This window comes from Chitinophaga sp. Cy-1792 (assembly GCF_011752935.1).
Lineage (GTDB): Bacteria > Bacteroidota > Bacteroidia > Chitinophagales > Chitinophagaceae > Chitinophaga.
The window spans coordinates 2,011,305-2,031,160 of record NZ_VWWO01000002.1 but is presented as its reverse complement, the minus strand read 5'-3'; the positions used below and the strand labels follow the sequence as shown (position 1 = coordinate 2,031,160).

The following is a 19,856-nucleotide window of genomic DNA, read 5'->3' as shown; positions in this document are numbered from 1 at the left end:
ATCATTGTCATGAATAAGCTGGAATTGATCCTGGAAGGATTGATGCGCCGCTATAGGGAGCGTGTGCCGGATGTGAACCGTGTGTTATCAGCCATGATTGCAGATGGGCTGATAAAGGATGCACAGGAAATAGAAAACGATCATATCGCTTTTCGCACCATTGGTGTGCCTCACCTGGGTATACAGTCGCTCGAAAAGATATTTATCTATCACGGCTATACGAAAAGAGATTATTTATATTTTGAAGAGAAGAAGCTCGATGCATACTGGTATGCACCGCCGGATCCTGCACTGCCACGTATTTTCATCAGTGAGTTGCGTGTAGGTGACTTATCTGAAAAAGCACAGCAGATCATACATAGCTATACCGATGAAGTAACCGCTGATCCGGTAGATACATTGGATCTGGATAATCCTGACCAAGTAGATGTGTTCCTTCACAGCGGTTTATGGCGACTGCCAACCTATGCGGACTTTTCCGCGCTGGCAGCGGAAAGCGAGTACGCTTCCTGGACGATTTACAACCGTTATTACCTGAACCATTTTACGATCAGTGTACATAATCTGAAAGAAGGCTACAACCATATTGAAGCATACAACCAGTTTCTGGAGAAGCACGGGCTACAGCTCAATGATGCCGGTGGTAAATTTAAGAAGAGTCCGGACGGCTTGCTGTTACAGAGTTCTACGGTAGCAGGTATGATCGCAGCTAATTTCGCAGATGGCGTTGTTCACCGTATTTCCGGCTCATATGTAGAGTTTGCGGAGCGCAGGCTGCTGCCGGAATATCAGCAGCTGCCGCAGGTTTCAGTGAAAAGGGAACATCGCCGGGATGGCTTTGAGGCAGCCAATGCCAACAAGATTTTTGAAAGCACGTATTCATCACAAACCAACAAGTAGCAATGAAATTTTTAGAAGAACTGGGTATAAAGACAATAAACCCCGGCGTGAGCACCGGCATTGAATGGATGCAGGGCAGTGAAGGGAATATTACTTCCTGGTCGCCGGTAGATGGCCGCCAGATTGGTCTGGTGGGCATGGCAGGTGTGCCAGAATATGAACAGGTGGTAGCCACAGCCACCAGGGCATTTGAACAATGGCGTCTCGTGCCGGCACCACGCAGAGGGGATATCGTTCGTCAGATAGGTGCCGCCTTGCGTGAAAAGAAACAGGCACTGGGTAGCCTGGTGAGTTACGAAATGGGTAAGAGTCTGCAGGAAGGTTTAGGTGAGGTACAGGAGATGATCGACATATGTGATTTTGCGGTAGGATTGAGCAGACAATTGTACGGATTAAGTATGCACAGCGAGCGTCCCGGGCACAGAATGTATGAACAATGGCATCCGCTGGGAATCGTGGGTATCATCTCCGCATTTAACTTTCCGGTAGCGGTATGGAGTTGGAACGCTATGTTGGCCATGGTTTGCGGAGATGTGTGTATCTGGAAGCCCAGCGAAAAAACACCTTTGTCTGCAATTGCCTGTCAGCATATCATCGCGGATGTATTGAAACACAATAATGTTCCGGAAGGAGTATTATGTATCGTTAATGGCGGCCGCGAAACAGGAGCGCTGCTGGCTGCGGACCCACGGGTACCGCTGCTGTCGGCCACCGGCTCCACACGCATGGGGAAGGCGGTTGCAACTACAGTGGCGGCCAGACTGGGGCGCTGCCTCCTCGAACTGGGTGGTAACAACGCGATTATCATTTCACAACATGCCGACCTTGATATGGCGCTGATCGGTAGCCTCTTTGGCGCCGTAGGTACTGCCGGACAGCGGTGCACCACCACGCGCCGATTGATTATCCACGAATCTGTGTACGACAGTTTCAGGGAAAAACTGGTGAAAGCCTATGGGCAGCTTCGCATCGGTAATCCACTGGATGAAACAAATCATGTGGGGCCATTGATTGATAATGATGCGGTAAATGCTTATTTGTCTGCCATTGCGGCTTGTAAGGCACAAGGAGGAAACTTTGTGGTACCTGGTGGCGTGCTGCATGGCGACGGCTTTGAGAGCGGCTGTTATGTAAAGCCTTGCATTGCGGAAGTTCAGCCAGATGATGCCATCGTGCAAACGGAAACTTTTGCACCTATTCTTTACCTGATGAAGTACAGCACTCCCGAAGAGGCGATCGCTATACAAAACAGCGTACCACAGGGGCTTTCCTCCGCCATTATGACGATGAACCTCCGCGAAGCGGAGTTGTTCCTCTCTGCCGCCGGCAGCGACTGTGGTATTGCCAATGTTAATATTGGCACTTCCGGGGCTGAAATCGGGGGTGCATTCGGCGGTGAAAAGGAAACTGGGGGCGGCCGGGAAAGTGGCAGCGATGCCTGGAAAAACTACATGCGCCGGCAAACAAATACCATCAACTATGGTACACAGCTACCACTGGCGCAGGGTATAAAATTTGATCTCTAAAATGTTGGAAAATGCCTGGGTTACCGCCGTATGCAGTAACCCGGCATTCAATAAATGATCATAAAATCATCTGCATAAAATCTTTTATATTTATAAATCACATAAAAAATTGAAAATAAATTTGTTAGAAACAAAATAATTCCTACTTTTGCAATCCCAACACGGGAAACGGCTGCGTAGCTCAACTGAATAGAGCATCTGACTACGGATCAGAAGGTTTCAGGTTTGAATCCTGACGCGGTCACCAAAAATAAAAAAGTCGACTCACGAAAGAGTCGACTTTTTTTATCTACTAATATTTCCGGTTTTTTCCGGGTCGCCGGTTTGATATACTTCGGTCTATTCTGATAAAAACCTTACATCTACTTCTTCAGCAAGTCGTCCAGTGCGGAGTTGCTGGCTGTACCTGCTGAAAGGTCCATTGGAAGTTTGACTCCCACTCTCGCATCTTCTTCGTCGGTTGATATAAGATTTATTTGTCTCGGTTTCCCGGACTTCAGCAATTCTGGCCCATAGGCTAAGGTTGCAGTGTTGGTAAGGTCCGGTTTATCTGACTTAATAAAAACGATAAAATCATTATGATGTTTCAGGGTAAGTTGCTGGCCGGCAGAAATCAGGAATTCCGGCTTAAAAAGAAATTTATGATAGGCAATAGTATCTGATTGCAGCGGGTGGGGAAGATATGGAATATTACTGCTGTCTGTCAGGTTATTGGTATTGATCAGTACAAATTTCTCTGCCTGGGTATCTTTCAGCTGGTGAACAAAAAATGTAAAATCAGTAGCACCGGGTTGGTTATTCTCTATTTCCAGTATACGGTAAACATAATAACAGCATCCCTGGTTGGTAAATGCCGTGTCCTGGATATTGTTGCCGTTTTTTAGTAATGCTCCCTCCAGCGAACTGAATACCGCCATTTTCTGATACCTGATACTAACCGCACCCGGAGAGCCAATATTGCAGGCAGGCAGCACCCCCAGTATGAATAAGGTTACAGTAGCAATTAAGAAATTTTTCATCGTGGTAAAAATTGTTTTTCCTTGTAAATGATAAAAGTTATATGACGATGTATAACAGGAAAAACAGTTATTGGTTGCCTGGCCCCATAATTTATTCCTCATCATCCATACGCACCATCGGCCCCCTGGCTGAAAGTTCGCTGTCCGGAATACGTGATTTTACAAATGGCCAGAGAAACTGCGCATACCATTCATCCTTTTCATAATGCGAAATGCCATATGCAGATGGATATTTTCGGGTAATCAGGCCAGTTCCGAAAATTACGTCCCATATAAAGAACATGTTACCGAAATTACCTTTATAGTAACCTATACCATCGTTAGACGTAACAGCGTGGTGTGCATGGTGAGTGGCAGGAGTGGAGATGAAACGCTCAAGTACCCAGGCTACAGGATGTAACCATTTGATCCGGTAAAGAGGTTTGTCCCAGGGAATACTGGAATGGGCGGCCGATACGATTATCGCTTTCATGCCGGCCACAAAAAGCGCGGGATACCCCAGACCAAGATATACCAGCATCACTACAAGGTATACCTGTGAGAATAGTAAAACATGCAGGAGGTTATTCCTGAAGTATACAGCTACTCCCATATACGGCGCAGAATGATGGGTGCGGTGGAAACGCCACAATGCCGGCACCTGGTGGTGCAACCGGTGATTCCAGTATTGTGTCAGGTCATCTGCTATGGCGATGATCAGTGCTCCCCAGACAAAGGGAATCCAGGAGAGCGTATGCTGTAACCCTGGCAATAATACAGGTAGTAACTTCAGACTGAAATAAGCCAGTACCGGAGGGAAAATGAGTTTGGGGACGGCAAAACTCAACAGGTCCAGCATAAACTCGTTCCTGTCTGCCTCTTTATTATACAGTCCGAAAAAAAATTCAATACAGCCAACCATAAGTAGTAACAGCGGAAGGCCCCAGCCATTCAGGTGCTGAAATACCAGCTCAATATATCTGATCATTGTATATATTATTATTTACCTGATTTAATTTGTAATTCCTTGTGTTGTTCTTTCCAGGGATGCTCTCCTTTCACATAGAACCAGAGAAACATCAGCAATACCGGAAGCGCATAAATGAAGAGGGAAATTATTCCATCTCTGATCAATTTCTTTGCGACGTTTTTTTCAATTTTCATACATGAATTTTTATCCAAAATGAGTGATCAGCCAGAACCCCAGAAAGAATATGAGGAACGGTACAGCTATCAGTAACAGGCCGAGCACAAGCTTTTTTAAGATTAGCAGTATATCTGTCATAACAGGCATTTTAAATCCGGATATTTTTCCATTTACCTTTTCTAAAGATGATTATGCAACCGGTTGCCAGCACAATTTCAGATAAGAGGATAGCACCAAAGATGCCTTTGGAACCCATTTTCAGGCCGATGCCGAGTCCATATGCCAGCGGTAATTGTATGATATAAAACATAAGGATATACATCCAGGTGACCACGCTCATATAACCAGCAGCGTTGAGTGACCGGGAGATAACCATCGTATACCCGAAGAAGAAAAATGCAACGGCCATACACTGTAAATAAAGCATGGCATTTATTTTTACACCGGGATCACTGGTAAATATGCCAACAATAGGTCCGGTAAACAGTAACAGTAAGCAGGCAATAATCCCAAGGAAATACATGTTGAACAGGCCGGTTTTCCATACGGACTGCTCGGCTCTTTCTGGTTTTCCGGCGCCAAGGTTTTGCCCTGTTAATACACCCGCGGCATTGGCAATCCCCCAGGCTGGCAACGTAGCGTATACGATAATACGGTCGGCAATGATGTATCCGGTGAGCACCTCCTTTCCCAACTGTGCTACAATGGTAATCATCAGCAACCAGCTGGAGGCTGGTATCAGATATTGTAAAGTACCAACAGCGCCAAGCTTCCAAAGCTTTTTCATAACGGAAGGAACTACGTTCAACTGTGACCGTCCAATGATCAGGGCCGTTTTTTTCTGACGGAAGTAATAGAATTGATAACTTACTGCCAGCATATTGGCGATGCCGTTGGCAATGGCCGCGCCGGTAAGTCCCAACGCAGGAACAGGACCAAATCCAAAAATAAAAATACCGCCCAGCAAGGCATTTAGTAAAAATGCCAGGATAAACGTGCGCATAGCCATTGCAGCATCGCCGGCACCACGGAAGATGCCATTCAGCAATACCCGCAGCATCAGGAAAATGATACAGCCAAACCGGATCTGCATATACTGTTGCCCTTCCTGTACCATCTGGCCGGTAGCACCTAAGGCATGCAGTATGGACTTACTGAAGGTAATCGCCAGCACACTGAAAAGAATAGCTGCCGCTACACCGGTATATATTGATTGCACCGCAGTTAAACCTGCAGTACGCGGCTTTTTCTCCCCTATACGCCTGGCGATGAGAGAACTGGCAGCAATATTAAGTCCAACAGGGATCGCGTAAACTACAAGGATAATGGAGCCTGTCATGCCGGCTACATTGATAGCATTATCGCCTAGCCGGCTCACATATAACAGGTCTATTACTACAAACAAAGACTCGATCAGTAACTCTATCATCGCAGGAAGCGACAACAGAAATGCAGCTCGGGCTACGCTAATGGTAGTGAAATTTTTTTCCTTCCCGGTCATGGCTACCTTTATCAGGCTGAAGACAGAGCGGGTGCGGACAATAAATGAGTTCATGTTAATCGTTTTACAAAACTTCTTACATTGTTATCATGTCAGCTTTTTCAGGGATATGCCGCACGCCGAAGTGCTGAAATGCTACCTGTTCTTCCAGCTTATATACTTCTCTGCCGGTAATATTGTTGATGATCCACGAATTGCGATAGGCACCAAGACTTAAGTCCGGTGCTACAAATCCGTGGGACTGTGTTTCGGCGTTTTGCACAAATATTTCACTTTCATGGACGTCTATCGTATAGTTCCGGTGTACGTGAAATGTTCCGTTATGGTTGTAGCGAATACGGTCACTAATACCTTCCAGGCAAGTTGGCGGGTTATACCTGTAGCCTGTGGCCAATACCACGTACCTGGTCTGGTGAGAAAAGTTTTCCTGTTGATCTGTCTGGATAAACTGCAGTGTATAACCTCCATGTTGGGCTATAGGAGTAAGGGAGGTCAATTCACAATTGGCATGTAGTTGAACGTCTATTGATTTTTTACCTACCGTCATCTCATATAGTAAATCGTAGATCTGGTCTATCAGACTGCTATTGATTCCTTTTGAGAGATTATCTTGTTTGGCCAGTATTCCGGCACGCCGGTCGGCGGGCAGATGCTGGAAATATTCTATGTAGTTGTGCGAACTGATCTCCAGCGTAAGTTTGGAATGTTCCATCGGAAAGAAGCGGGGAGACCGTGTGAACCAATTCAACCGGAAGCCGTCTTTTGCAGCTGGCAGCAGATCATGGAACACTTCTGCCGCACTTTGTCCTGAGCCAACGATCGTAAGTTCTCCCTGCTGTTGGATTTCTTTCCGGTGTGCCAGGTATTCAGAAGTGTGGATGACAGCTGGGAGTTTGTTTTTACTGATGAAAGATGGTATATGTGGCTGGGTGCCGGTGCCTAGCACCAGCCGTTCTCCGTGGTATGTCGTTATTGTTCCGCTACGTATATGCTGTACCGTTACAACATAGTGGCCATTTTCATATTGGATGCCTGTTACCCGATGGGAGAAACGGCAATTTGGTAGCTGCGCGGCCACCCACTGGCAATAGACATTATACTCGCGCCGTAGCATATAAAAGTCGTGACGGATGAAGAAGCGATATAACCTGCCGGTTTGTTTAAGAAAATTAAGAAAGCTGTATTGACTGGTAGGGTCGGCCATACTAACGAGGTCTGTTCCCATGAACGGGTCTTGCAGGGTGGTATTGTCCAGCATTAATCCCGGGTGCCAGTCGAAGTGCTCCGTCTGATCAAAGAAAATAGCGGAAACTTCTGGTACTGGTTGCAGCAATGCTGCCAGTCCCAGGTTAAAAGGACCGATTCCGACACCGATCACTGAATAAATTGTTTTATCTGTTTGCATGTGTTTTGTTTTTGTTCTGTGAATCCTTACCAGGATACACCCAGTTCCTGGAAAATAAAGCACCAGGCGTCGGCAGCTTCTGCAATCACTTTTTGTGTAGGTTTACCTGGGCCATGGCCGGAATTACTGTCTATGCGGATCAGGACAGGGTTGTTGCCACCTTGTTTTTGCTGGAGGGTAGCAATATATTTATAGGAATGCGCTGGCACCACCGTATCGTCGTGGTCACCAGTGAGTGCCATGACTGCAGGATATGACTTGCCAGTAGTAATGTTGTGCAGCGGAGAATACCTGATCAGATAGGCGAATTGTTCTTTATTATCGCTGGTGCCATATTCTTCCGCCCAGGTATTACCGATAGTAAACTTGTGATAGCGTAACATATCCATGCAGCCTGCCACCGGAATAGCTGCTCTGAAGAGGTCCGGATGCTGATTGATAGCAGCACCTATCATAACAGCACCTGTGGAAACACCGGTAATGGCGATCAGCGACGGACGAGTATATTTTTCCCTGATCAGGTATTCAGTAACTGCAATAAAATCATCCACTGCATTTTGCCGGTTGCCTTTCATGCCACCCTGATGCCATGCCTCTCCATATTCATTTCCGCCACGCAAATTTGGTTGAGCGTAAATGCCGCCTCTTTCAAGAAACAGCATCCGGGGTACATGAAAAAAAGGAGTGAGGTTACGTTTAAATCCGCCATGTCCCTGCATAAATACAGGATTGCATCCATCCAGCCGTAGCCCCTTTTTATATACTATAAAGAGGGGGATCGGTGTGCCGTCTTTCGATGGTACAAATACCTGTTTGGTTTCATAGCCGCTGGTAGCACCTTTATAACCGGGTTTCCGGTACACTACTGATGTTCCATCCTGAATGTTCAGACGGTAGACAGTTTCCGGAGTAGTAAAATCTGTGTAGATATAGAATATATCTTTATCACCTTTGCTCGCAGAAAAGTTGCGCGCGGTACCAATGCCGGGTAGTTGTATGTCCCTAACCTTCTTTCCGGAATAATCATATTGACATACCAGACTGCTGGCATCTTTCAGATAGCTGACCCACAGGTATCCTCCACCGGCGTCGATATTTTCAAGTGATGAAGATTGTTCTGGAATCATCGTTTGCCAATGTGTTTTTTCCGGATGTACTGGATCGAGCAGTACCAATTTGTTATTGGGTGCATCTTCGTCTGTTTGCAGGAGTAATTTTTCTCCTACATTATCAACGATGATATGATGATGCTCATACCCGGAAAGTAAAGGGAGCAGGTGACCATGGGGCAGCGAAAGATCCTGGTAATGCAAGGCGTTACCAGTGCTGCTTGTCATTTTATATCCCAGGAATGAACCGGGCAGGGAGGAAATAATCAGGAAGCGTTCATCCGATGTTACAAAAGCTGCTACGCTCATAGGTGCCTCATATATAAGACTATCATTTTCCTGTGCTGTACGCAGCTTATGAAAATATACCTGGTTCAGCGTATTCCGCGCAGTTAACGCGTGGTCGGGAGCAGGGGCCGGGTAGCGGCTGTAATAGAACCCGTTGCCTTTCCAGGCAGCTTTAGGGAATTTGACCCACTTCATTTCATCCGGCAACGTTCTCCGCGTTGCGATATCCATGATACGAATCGTATTCCAATCCGACCCGGCACTGGCCACAGCGTAAGCAAGGTAACGGTTGTTGCCGGAGAACCCCAGCATTGTTACAGCAGCTGTGCCATCATCCGATAATTTATTCGGATCAAGCAGCTCCTCAGCCTGCCCCTGTAGCCCCTTACGGAGGTACCACACGTTTTGTGGCTGCAACCCATTGTTTCTGGTAAAAAAATAGTAATTCCCCACCTTTACCGGTGGTGTTTCACGGGAAAAGTTCCAGGTGGCAGAGAGTTGTTCGGTCAATGCTTTCCTGAATGGGATGGCATCCAGGTAATGTTGTGTTTTTGTACGCTGAAGACTGATCCAGTTCCTGGTGTTTATAGCAGCATCATATTCCAGCCAGCGGTAAGGGTCAGCTACGGGCGTACCGCCATAGTTGTCAATGGTGGTATCCTGCATTACAGTTTGTGCATAGCCATGCAGCGTAGTAAGAAGGATAATTATCAGCGTCCGCATCTTTGTTTATAATTTAAATCTGGCAATCGGATTACTGACAGCGTTGATGCCTGGTACATCAAATGGATTGGAACGGTCACGCAGCTTACGGCTGTTGCGTATTTGCATCCTGTTCAGTGCATCTGGGGCGATAAACGGCGTAAAGAGGTCATACTGCCTGAATTTTTCTGACAACGCCGGGAATTCCTGCTGGTATTCCTGGATGCATTTCGCTGTTAATTGCCAGAATTCCTGTTCAGGCAGCCCTCCCTGCTCGTCCAGGATGGCTGCAATGAAGCGGAAGATGCCGTCAAACAGCTGAGTGAAAAGAGGACGTGTCCTGTATTCCTCCGGCACAGGAGCCATGATACGTTTTGCTGCCTCTGGCAATATGGTTGTTGTATCCATCAGTACTACTTCTTCTCCGATATCCTTCATGATAACCCTTACTGGTACATTGTTTTCCAATACCAGTATGATGTTTTCTCCATGTGGCATAAACACAAGGTTGTATTGGTAGAAACAATGTAGCAGCGGTTTCATGTAAAGGTTGAGGTATGTTGTTACCCAATCCTGCGCCTTCCTTCCTGAAACCTTGATGAGTTCTGGTAAAAGAGCATTGCCAGCAGGATCCTTATGAAGCAATGCTGCCATGGTAACCGGCCGTTGTTTCCCCTGTAGTTTGGGTACTGGACTTTCCCGCCAGAGAGAAGCCAGCATCTTCTTGTATGGGCTGTCTTCTTTCAGCGCATCTTCAAGATGCTGGTTCGTATAGCCAACAGCTGCTATTTCCCGTAAAACACAAAAGCGATGTTGTTGCAGATAGTCATCCTGTTCTACAAGCGCATATACCCAATCGTTGATAGCAGGGGTTGTGCGCATGAAGTAGGGTGAAAGTATCCGCACATAACCCATGTTCAGGATGCCGAGTGCTGTCTTTACATAGCTTTTCTCAGGATGACTGCAGTTAAAGAATGTTCTGATAGATTGTTGCGGTTGGTACTTATCGGTACTGTAACCAAGACATACCAGCAGGTTGGTAGCTATATCATGAGAAAAGAGATGTAATATTTTATTATACCACTGCCAGGGATGGACTGGTATGAAATAGTATTGTTCCACATCGAGTCCTTTTTCACTCAGTACCTGCCGGAATGAGGTCAGATCAGCAGGACTAAGTTCCTGCTGAATAAATTGGGAGTATTCCAGGCCTGCGCTACCGGTAAATTCTGCACGGCTCCTGTGGCCGGCCAGCCAGATCAGCTGCAATGGTACGGCGGCTTCCGGAGCATACAGGTGATAGTCACTCATGTCGAATCCTACCCGTCCATTATTGGTAATAAAACGGGGGTGTCCGGTCATCGCTCGTTCTATTGCCTGGTAATCTGCTGTGGCAAGGTAGCCCACCTCGGGCGCTTCCTGCAGCTGCACACTTCCATAGAGTGTTCCGGCCACTTCTTCCATATAATCTGGTAAGGTCTCTGGTGCGATGCCTATTTGACTGTTGAGTGACGTAATAAAACTGATGACTTCCAGCGGGGTAATATTACCATTTACAATTTTTTCAATGGAGTCAGGGTATAATACCCAGTGATTAAGCGCATATACCTTAGCTGAAAAACGGTAAATGATGCCAGTGTCATCTGTGTGAAGCGCGTAATTGCCATCCTGCCATACAGGCTGTAACGTTCCTTCGTGCGCCAGTTCTGAGATTATCTTACTAATGAATAACCTGGTAACTTTTTCTGTAATGGCAGGAGATGTTGCTATTGAGGTGGTGTTCATTGTTGATCAATTGAAGTTACTGGTTGCGGACTGAATGCTGCCAGCGGATTTTGAAGTGTACCGGCAAATTGCTGGCTTTTAAACGGATCATACATGTGGTCAACCATCTTTCGGTTGTTACGTATCTGTAACCTGTTCAGACAGGTTTTTATAATCTCAGGAGCGAAGAGATCTATTTTTTCATATTTCTCCTGTAATTGCGGGAACCGTTGCTGGTAAGTGGTAACACAATCGGCTACCAGTCCCCAGAATTGCGTTTCCGGGTAGGCGGCATGTTCCACAAGAATCTCCTGCAGAAAACGGAAAAAGCAATCAAATGCCTGTGTGAAGATGGATAGAATTTTCAGGTGGTCTGCCACTTTCATGTAAATCTGTCTGACATTTTCCGGCATAGGAAGGTCAGGATTAAGCACGGCTATTTCTTCCGCGATATCTTTCATAATAACCCCCGCTGGTACATTGTTTTCAATAATAAGGATGACATTCTCTCCATGCGGCATAAAGCGCATATCGTGATAATAGTAACAATGCAATAACGGGGTTAGATAGCAATCGAGGTACTGTTTCAGCCAGGCAGTGGTGCTCATGCCTGAAGCCTTGATCAGCGAAGGCAGTAATGCATTGCCGAAGGTATCCACATGTAGCAGTGCTGCCATTGTCATCAGTCTTTGCCCGGGCTTAAGCCTCTGCCGGGGACTTTCCCGCCAGAGGGCGGACAGCATGCCGTTATACGATGAGTTGTCATCTCTGATGATACTGGCATAATGTGGATTGGTATAGCCAACGGCGGCTACTTCCTGCAATAGCACGAATCCTTTCTCACGCAGAAAATCGTCGCTCTCCACAATATTGTTGACCCATTCGCAAATAGGAGGGGCGGTGAGTACAAAGCTGGCATGCAGGCCGCGCATAAAGCCCATATTGAGTATAGACAAAGAGGTTTTGGTATATCGCCGTTGAGGAGAGGTTATGTTATAGAAAGTGCGGATGGATTGTTGCGGAATATATTTGTCTTTCGCCGGGCCCAGGTATACGAGTTGCCCGCTGGACAAATCGTTGGCAAAAATAATGGCGAGTTTGTTAAACCATTGCCAGGGATGAACAGGAATGAAATAATAGTCGTTGCGATCGAGCTGCAGGTTGTCCAGTATTTGAAAGAACTGCGCCAGCGTGTCGGTGTCCAGTTCTTCGGCGATCAGCTGATCATATGGTAGTGCTGTTCCGCCGGTATAACCAGTTCTTTCCTTATGTGCGGCTACCCAGAGCAGCGGGAACGGGTCTGCCGATTCAGGGGCAAACCTGCGATAGTCTGTAGCGTCGAATCCGATGCGGCCATTGTTGGCGATAAAGCAGGGGTGACCGGCCATCATAGCCTGTTCTATTACCTGATAGTCTGAAATGGCCAGCGTTTCAGAAGTCAATGTGTTATAGGTATGGTGGTATGCGCTACTATAAAGTGTACTGCTGATTTCTTCCAGGTATACTGGTAGTACCGCTTCACTGATATTGATCTTTGTTTTGAACTCAATAATAAAGCGGAGAGAGTCAATCTCAGACTGTTCGCCATTTATATATTTACAGAGAGAAGTAATGTCGATATGCCAATGGTCCAGTTTCAGCACTTTTGCCCGGAAATGATATTCAATAGCCGGATCATCGGCGGAAAGTATATAGTGTCCCCAGGCATTTACCGTTTCTTTCAACTGAGGTACAATCAGTAACTCATGTGCAAATTCGCTGATTATTTTACGGACATGCAACAGGTTAACTTTTTTCCAGACCGCTGGTGTGAGATGTGCTGCAGCCTGTTGCGGACTAATATTAACGGGAGGTTTATTCATGATCTGATAGTTTATAGGGCTGGTGAAAGTTGTGGTTGCAGAAATGCGGCACCATGTTTTTTGATGATACCGATAATGTTCCTTATATCGTTGCTGGTGGTGAGCGGATTAAGTAAGGTGAATTTGAGGTAGAAGGCATCGTTGACCCTGGTGCCTGCCACGATAGCTTTTCCTTCCTGGAACATCTCTTTTTTGATATACTGATTCAACTTGTCGGAAAATATATCGTCCTTCACTTCTGCAGGGTGGTAACGGAATACCAACGCACTGATATCGGAATGTGTGAGTAATTCGAAGTCGGGATCTTTTTCAAGGATATCTGCTGCCTGTTCGGTTGTATCAATAATTGCATCGATACAGGCTCCCAGTTTCTGTTTACCCATTAGTCGAAGTGTGCACCAAAGTTTCAGCGCATCGAAGCGGCGTGTGCTTTGCGTAATGGTTTTATTAATCTGGTTCAGGCCTTCAAAAATATTTTCCTGTGGGTTAAGATAGTCGGCATGATGGGTAATAAGGTCCAGGTATTTTTTATCCTTTACCAGCAAAGCGCTGCTACTGATTGGCTGAAAGAAAGCTTTATGATAATCAGTGGTAACGGAATTGGCGAATGTTATGCCATTAAGCCGGTGGCGGTATTTGCTGCTAAGTAGCAAGCCACATCCATAGGCAGCGTCAACATGCATCCACAGGCTATGTTTTGCTGCTATTTTCCCTATCGCACCGAGTGGGTCGATATTGCCGAAGTCTGTTGTTCCGGCGGTCGCTATTACTGCAATTGGCAGATTGCCTTGCTCCAGTTCTTTTTCTATGGCTTCCTCTAAGGAATCAGCCCTCATGCGGAAGCCTTCATCTGTCTTTACCTTAACAAGTGATCGCTCCCCGAGTCCCATCAGCGAGACGGTATTCTGTATGCTGAAATGGGTCATTTCAGATACGAAGATCCTGAAGCGGGACGCACTTTCCGGGAGGCCATGTTTTCTGATGTTATGTCCTAACTTTTCTCTGGAGAAATAATCTCTTGCAAGAAGCAATCCCATCAGGTTACTCTGAGAACCGCCTGCCGTGAAAACGCCATCGGATGCTGTACTGAAACCAATTTCGTTGCAGGTCCAGGATATTAATTTTTGCTCCATAAGCGTGCCTCCTGCGCTTTGGTCCCAGGTGTCCTGCGAAGAATTAATGGCAGCGATCAGCACTTCCGCAGCCAATGCCGGAATGACTACCGGGCAGTTAAGGTGGGCGATATAGTTGGGCAAATGAAACGCGGTGGCATGGTTAACATACAGCCTTTCCACTTCCAGGAAAAGTTCCTTATAGTCAGCAAGCGGTGTGTCAAAATCAACCTGACTGAATAGCTGTCTGAGCTGACCAGGAGTGATACCGCTGAAGGGTGTACGGTTCTTTTCAAGAAAAGTATTGATCAGCTCCTTTGCTGCATCGATGGCAAAATTATACTCAGCTGCGGTGTTTTCGTGAAAAATTTCTTTTGAAGGAACAGCAATCGCTGGTAGTGTGATATCGTTCATCTCGGTTTAATTTTTTTGTGTGAGTAATGTTGCTGCTGGCAAAGTGGCGGCATATTGTTCGCGGGTACAAAATGCGAGGTAAGCCTTTTTGTGAGGGAGCTGTAGTTCCCTCGTGTATGCAAAACCGACCTTTTGAGTAAGTACATGCATCTTTTCATTTCTGATGTCTGGCTCCACAATCACTCTTTTTACCGCATCGTTCATCAGCATGTATTGCATAATAGTGTGAAGGATTTGTAAGGTGTAGCCATGAATTACCCGGTCTGGTGGTGCTACCAGCAAATGCAGTCCGTAGTCACCTTCCTGCACATCGTAATATTTTCCGATCGGATCATTTGCGGCGTAATAACTTTCCCAGAGAAAGGCAGGTACGTTATTGCAGAAACCTAGGAAAGCCTGTGCGTGTTTGGACTGGATGATGGAAGTATATGTGTGCTTTACCTGTTCAATACTGGTATGTTGCATTTGCCAGTATTTTGCATATTCCCGGTTTACCCAGTTATGAATGAGGAAGATGTCTGTATCCAGTTGCAGTGGCCTGAATGAAAAGTGGCCCATCTGGGTTACCTGACGGCTAAAAAGCTGCGGGATAATGGAGCTGCCGGCACTTTTTGCAGCATTATATTGCTCGCGTGTGCAGAAGCCGAGATAAGCATCTTTCTGTGGTAGGGAAATGATCTTTTGGTATTCAAATCCTGCTCGTTTGTTGAGGATATGGATCTTCTCATTTCGTACATCCGGCTCTACTACTAGCCGGTGTACGGCAGGCTCAGATAGCATATATTCGATGATGACGGAAAAAACGTTCCATGTAAAATTGTGGATAGGCTTTTCAGCGGGGGCGACAAGGATGTGGAAACCCAAATCCCCGGGCATGGCATCGTAATAATTACTAAGCGGATCCTCATTTACCCAATAGCATTCCAGCAGGAAGGCTGGATGTCCGGCATAAAAGCCCATCAGTACCTGGGTACCTTTTGTCTGTGTAATGGCCGTATATACTGCCTTTACATCTTCGGTAGAAGTATGCTGCATTTGCCAGTATCGGGCATATTCCCTGTTTACCCAATCATGGATAATGGGGATGTCTTGCTCCATTTGGAGCGCACGAAGGGTGAACAAGGTAGTGTCTACCTGTGTCAATTTGGTGTCCGACATGAGGGCTGATGATTATAATGTAGAGGAAATGGTGGCGGGGTATATTTTCCCGTAATGTTCTTCCATCACCAGGTAAGGATTCTGCGGATGGGCCACTGGTTGAATATGAATGAGACTCGTTTTACTCATCATGCGTAGCATCATCCTTCTTTCGCATGGTACCAGCTGGTCTCCTTCCTGTTTAAACCCTGCGGTAAATGCATTACGGCCATGTGCACATAAGTGGTTATTGACAAAAATCAGGTCGCCTGCCTCAGGAATGAATTCATCATAGATGAGTCCCTGTGCTTCATTCCAGAACTTTTGCAGGTGTTCGAGGGCTTCGGGGCTCTGGCCTGCATCTTCGTTGAAGATTTGTTCCGCTGCATCAAAGCGGATAAAAGGGGCTTCGGGGTTGCCATAGAGGATACTGGCATGAGGTGCATCACCGGTTGCGTCCTGCTGGCTGAAGTTGGCGTCCTTGGGGCACTTGAAAACCTCTTCAAACAAAGGTTTCATCGCTTCGCCCGGTTTGCCGTGCGATCGGATCGAGTAAAGCATGGATGGAACTTTTTCGTCGTTGCGCAGGAAAAGGAAGGACAGAAAATCTGCTGCATTAAAGAGAAATGCATCTTCTGTATGTACGAACAGTTCTGTCTTTGAACCGGAACCTGTTTGCGAATAAGCCATGTTTATATCAGGAATAATGGCATGCATCAGTCCTCCACCTTTTCGCTGTACATAGTATTCCACCGGTTTGGATGGTACTGCACCGTGAAGGAGGGAACAAATAAAACCATATTCCATGATTTTTCCCTTGTCGATCTCCTGCCAGCTGGAAGGTGTGGGGCCAAGTGCTTCCTGGTCGACATCGATTAGTCCTCTGAATACGACAGCACCATATTGTGAAGCTGAAAAATCGGTCCCCATACGCATTAATGCTCTGGCAATACTTTCCGGCAGTATCTTATAGGCATTCAGGTGCAGCGAATCGATGTATTCCGGACTTTCATAACTGCCATATTGTTTTCTAAGGCTTCTGCCAATACGTTCAAGCTCCAGCCGTTCGATAGCTGTAATTATCACTATGGCAGGATTCAAGGGAGGGTTTTCAGGAGAAAACCAGTCTCTTTTCAGGGTGTTTTCCTGGGCGAAAATTTGTTTTTCCATGAGGGATTTTTGGGTTTTCTGTTTGAAAAGGGTTTATGCTCATCATATAAAAGCGTTGGCTTTTCCGGGCTTCATGTCAGATGCTAAATAGTAAACACAGGATGCAGGGGGGGTGATTGTACAAATATGTACGTAGATACATCCTGGTGATAACAAAATTATTCTATCGGAAAACATTGGGCAAATCGAAACGGGAAAAAAAACCGATGCTGCGCTTTTTTTCCTGAAACGTCCTGTGATGCTTCATTTGAAAAGAATAGAAAACAAGTTTTGCAGTGGAATAATTTTCCGCTTTGGACAAAGCACCTACTAATGACTGTACTATCTTGCAGCCACAAAAAATGATTACCCCAGCTATGAAAATCTTATTGCGTCACCACTGCAGAATTGCAGCGTCTTTGATAATTTTTCAACTGAATGTGGTCTGTCAACATGCGATGGCCCGTCCCTTTGTATTGAATAACATAGAAACTGCCACCTATAGAGGGGAAGGAGGTATCAGAGGAAAGGTTACAACCAGTGATGGACAGCCGGCGGAATTTGCCACTGTTGTATTAGATAATCAAAAAGTTGTACCGGTGAAAAAAGATGGTTCGTTTTCTTTTAATAACCTGACCGCTGGTACCTACAAACTGGCTATTTCCTTCATGGGCCAGGCTTCGCAGGAAAAGATTGTAGTAGTGAAAGACGGAGAAACTGCTGATGTAAGTTTTACGTTAACTGCCAGCTCAAAAGCATTAAATGAAGTATCTATAATTGGTGATAAGTACACGATCACCTCCAAAAAACAAAGCAATAGCGTTGCTCGCCTGCCACTGAAATATCTGGAAAATCCTCAGGTATACAGTGTGGTAGACAAAGAACTGATTCGCGAACAAATGTCCGTGACCCTGGACGAATCGTTCCGTAATGTACCGGGAGCTGCACCGGCAAAAACAGGCGCAGGTATTCCAGCCTTCTTTTCCCGGGGATTTGTCACAAATGATAACCTTCGTAATGGTATGGCTACATTCACCCGCACCACCATCGATCTGGCCGTTGTAGAAAGAGTAGAAGCCATCAAAGGGCCTTCATCCACCTTGTTTGGTGCATCAATGGTATCTTTTGGAGGCCTGGTCAACTATATTACCAAAAAACCTTTTGCACAAACAGCCGGGGAAGTGTCCTTTACCCAGGGAAGTTACGACCTGAGTCGCATCGCAGCAGATTTTAATACCCCATTGAATAATGAACACTCACTGCTTTTCCGTGCAAACGTCGCTTACCAGAAAGAAAACAGCTTCCAGGACCAGGGGCAGGGACAAACTATTGTCATAGCGCCAAGTATATCTTACCAGGTGAATGATCGTTTTATACTCCGCCTGGATGCCGATATGCAGCGGTACAACGGTACTTCAAGCTCTGCCTGGATTGTATCACCAGGTATTAATGCCAAATCATACGATCAACTGAAACTGGATTATAAAAGTTCCCTGATTGACAATTCATTTTCTTCTAAAATGTTCACTAACAATATATTCCTGCAGGCAGAATATAAAATATCGGATCAATGGACATCCACTACCAACTATGCCTGGGCAACGGGAGGGTATAACAATATGTACTATTTCAACCTTACCTGGCTATCTGATACAACTATTGCAAGAAGCATCGGCGTTTATGCTCCTGATGAACTGGGCCGGAAACACTTTCAGCAGAACTTCAACGGTGACTTTAAAATAGGCAATATGCGCAACCGCCTTGTCGTTGGGTTTGATTTCATGGATCAATACCGGAATCTAAAATATAACATGTTACAGCTGGATGTTGTCAATACATTACATGCCACCAACGATGTACGTGTGGAAACCGTAAATGACCGGCTCGGAACGATCAGCTCGCCGGCAACAAGTACCAGGCAGTACAGTTATGGTGCTTACTTCTCCGATGTGTTAAACTTTACCGATAATTTCCTGGTAATGGCCAGTCTGCGTGCCGATTATTTCGACAATAAAGGCAGCCGTAATAACCTGACCAAGGTTACCTCCGGTAATTACAACCAGGCAGCCTTGTCACCCAAATTTGGCTTAATTTATCAGCCGGTATTAAAACGGGTGTCGATATTTGCCAACTATATGAATGGATTTAAGAATATAGGAAATACCGTGCAACCTGACGGTTCCGTATCCTCTTTCAAACCACAGCAAGCCAATCAGCTGGAGGGAGGGGTGAAACTGGACCTGCTTAATAGTAAGCTTGCCGCAACGATCAGTTATTACGATATCCAGATCAGTAACAGCACCCGTCCTGAAATCAAGGATAGTTTGGTGTTTACAGTGCAGGACGGAACGCAGGAAAGTAAAGGACTGGAAGTAGAGGTTATCGGCAATCCCTTACCAGGACTCAATATCATTGCGAGTTATGGCTACAACGAAAATAAATATAAGAAGGCTGCAGCTAATCTGATCGGCAAGCGTACAGTAGGGGCCCCTGCAAATGTTGGCAATGTATGGATAAGCTACAGTCTGTTGAAAGGTGCCGCAAAAGGACTGGGATTCGGTGCAGGTGCTATGTATGTCGGTGATGCATACTATGACCCGGCGAATACCTTTACTTTACCATCCTATACTACGGTTGATGCTACCATTTTCTACAATACGCCCCAATATCGCATAGGGATCAAAGGCAATAACCTTACAGGGGAAAAATACTGGGTAAGCGATGGCTTTTATGCTCGTCCTCAGAAACGCGGCAATTTCCTGGTAAGTCTCGCATTAAAATTCTAACCGATGACCGCATGAGCACTTGTTTACTGGTTCCTGTTGTCTACGGATCAGAAGGT

Annotated in this window: 14 protein-coding genes and 1 tRNA gene; 4 read left to right on the top strand and 11 right to left on the bottom strand. The window is 45.9% G+C overall.

Going from position 1 to position 19,856, the window contains the following annotated elements:
* The first annotated feature begins 9 nt into the window (after positions 1–9).
* The 3 genes from F3J22_RS22475 (at position 10) to F3J22_RS22465 (ending at position 2,673) form a co-directional block, all read left to right on the top strand.
* The gene (locus F3J22_RS22475; RefSeq protein ID WP_167020175.1) at positions 10–900 is read left to right on the top strand and encodes a DUF1338 domain-containing protein; all 891 of its coding nucleotides are present in this window, start codon (positions 10–12) and stop codon (positions 898–900) included.
* Between the two features lie 2 nt (positions 901–902).
* Positions 903–2,426 carry an aldehyde dehydrogenase family protein gene (locus F3J22_RS22470; RefSeq protein WP_167020174.1) on the top strand — a complete coding sequence of 508 codons (1,524 nt, stop codon included), beginning with the start codon at positions 903–905 and terminating at the stop codon, positions 2,424–2,426.
* A 170-nt stretch (positions 2,427–2,596) separates the two neighbouring features.
* Positions 2,597–2,673, top strand: a tRNA-Arg gene (locus F3J22_RS22465).
* A 115-nt stretch (positions 2,674–2,788) separates the two neighbouring features.
* Here the strand turns inward: F3J22_RS22465 and F3J22_RS22460 are convergent.
* From F3J22_RS22460 to F3J22_RS22410, 11 genes are all read right to left on the bottom strand, one after another.
* Positions 2,789–3,445, bottom strand: coding sequence for a hypothetical protein (locus F3J22_RS22460; protein WP_167020173.1), 657 nt, complete (start codon positions 3,443–3,445; stop codon positions 2,789–2,791).
* Positions 3,446–3,536: 91 nt separating this feature from the next.
* Positions 3,537–4,412, bottom strand: a complete 876-nt coding sequence (locus F3J22_RS22455) for a sterol desaturase family protein (protein WP_167020172.1) — start codon at positions 4,410–4,412, stop codon at positions 3,537–3,539.
* 11 nt (positions 4,413–4,423) lie between these two features.
* Complete coding sequence (locus F3J22_RS22450; RefSeq protein ID WP_167020171.1) at positions 4,424–4,588, bottom strand: hypothetical protein; 165 nt, start codon at positions 4,586–4,588, stop codon at positions 4,424–4,426.
* A gap of 131 nt (positions 4,589–4,719) precedes the next feature.
* The gene (locus F3J22_RS22445) at positions 4,720–6,126 is read right to left on the bottom strand and encodes an MATE family efflux transporter (RefSeq protein ID WP_167020170.1); all 1,407 of its coding nucleotides are present in this window, start codon (positions 6,124–6,126) and stop codon (positions 4,720–4,722) included.
* Between the two features lie 22 nt (positions 6,127–6,148).
* On the bottom strand, positions 6,149–7,477 hold the full coding sequence (locus tag F3J22_RS22440; RefSeq protein ID WP_167020169.1) for a lysine N(6)-hydroxylase/L-ornithine N(5)-oxygenase family protein: 1,329 nt from the start codon (positions 7,475–7,477) through the stop codon (positions 6,149–6,151).
* Between the two features lie 26 nt (positions 7,478–7,503).
* On the bottom strand, positions 7,504–9,597 hold the full coding sequence (locus F3J22_RS22435) for a prolyl oligopeptidase family protein (protein WP_240155145.1): 2,094 nt from the start codon (positions 9,595–9,597) through the stop codon (positions 7,504–7,506).
* 6 nt (positions 9,598–9,603) lie between these two features.
* Positions 9,604–11,361, bottom strand: a complete 1,758-nt coding sequence (locus F3J22_RS22430; RefSeq protein WP_167020168.1) for an IucA/IucC family siderophore biosynthesis protein — start codon at positions 11,359–11,361, stop codon at positions 9,604–9,606.
* Complete coding sequence (locus F3J22_RS22425; RefSeq protein WP_167020167.1) at positions 11,358–13,202, bottom strand: IucA/IucC family siderophore biosynthesis protein; 1,845 nt, start codon at positions 13,200–13,202, stop codon at positions 11,358–11,360. Before F3J22_RS22425 ends, F3J22_RS22430 begins: the two co-directional genes overlap by 4 nt.
* An 11-nt stretch (positions 13,203–13,213) precedes the next feature.
* Complete coding sequence (locus tag F3J22_RS22420) at positions 13,214–14,728, bottom strand: aspartate aminotransferase family protein (RefSeq protein ID WP_167020166.1); 1,515 nt, start codon at positions 14,726–14,728, stop codon at positions 13,214–13,216.
* Between the two features lie 6 nt (positions 14,729–14,734).
* Complete coding sequence (locus F3J22_RS22415) at positions 14,735–15,886, bottom strand: GNAT family N-acetyltransferase (RefSeq protein WP_167020165.1); 1,152 nt, start codon at positions 15,884–15,886, stop codon at positions 14,735–14,737.
* A gap of 12 nt (positions 15,887–15,898) precedes the next feature.
* Positions 15,899–17,035, bottom strand: a complete 1,137-nt coding sequence (locus F3J22_RS22410) for a TauD/TfdA family dioxygenase (RefSeq protein WP_167020164.1) — start codon at positions 17,033–17,035, stop codon at positions 15,899–15,901.
* 356 nt (positions 17,036–17,391) lie between these two features.
* On the opposite strand from F3J22_RS22410, the gene F3J22_RS22405 reads away from it, so the two are divergent.
* Complete coding sequence (locus F3J22_RS22405) at positions 17,392–19,800, top strand: TonB-dependent receptor (RefSeq protein WP_167020163.1); 2,409 nt, start codon at positions 17,392–17,394, stop codon at positions 19,798–19,800.
* The last annotated feature ends 56 nt before the right edge of the window (positions 19,801–19,856 follow it).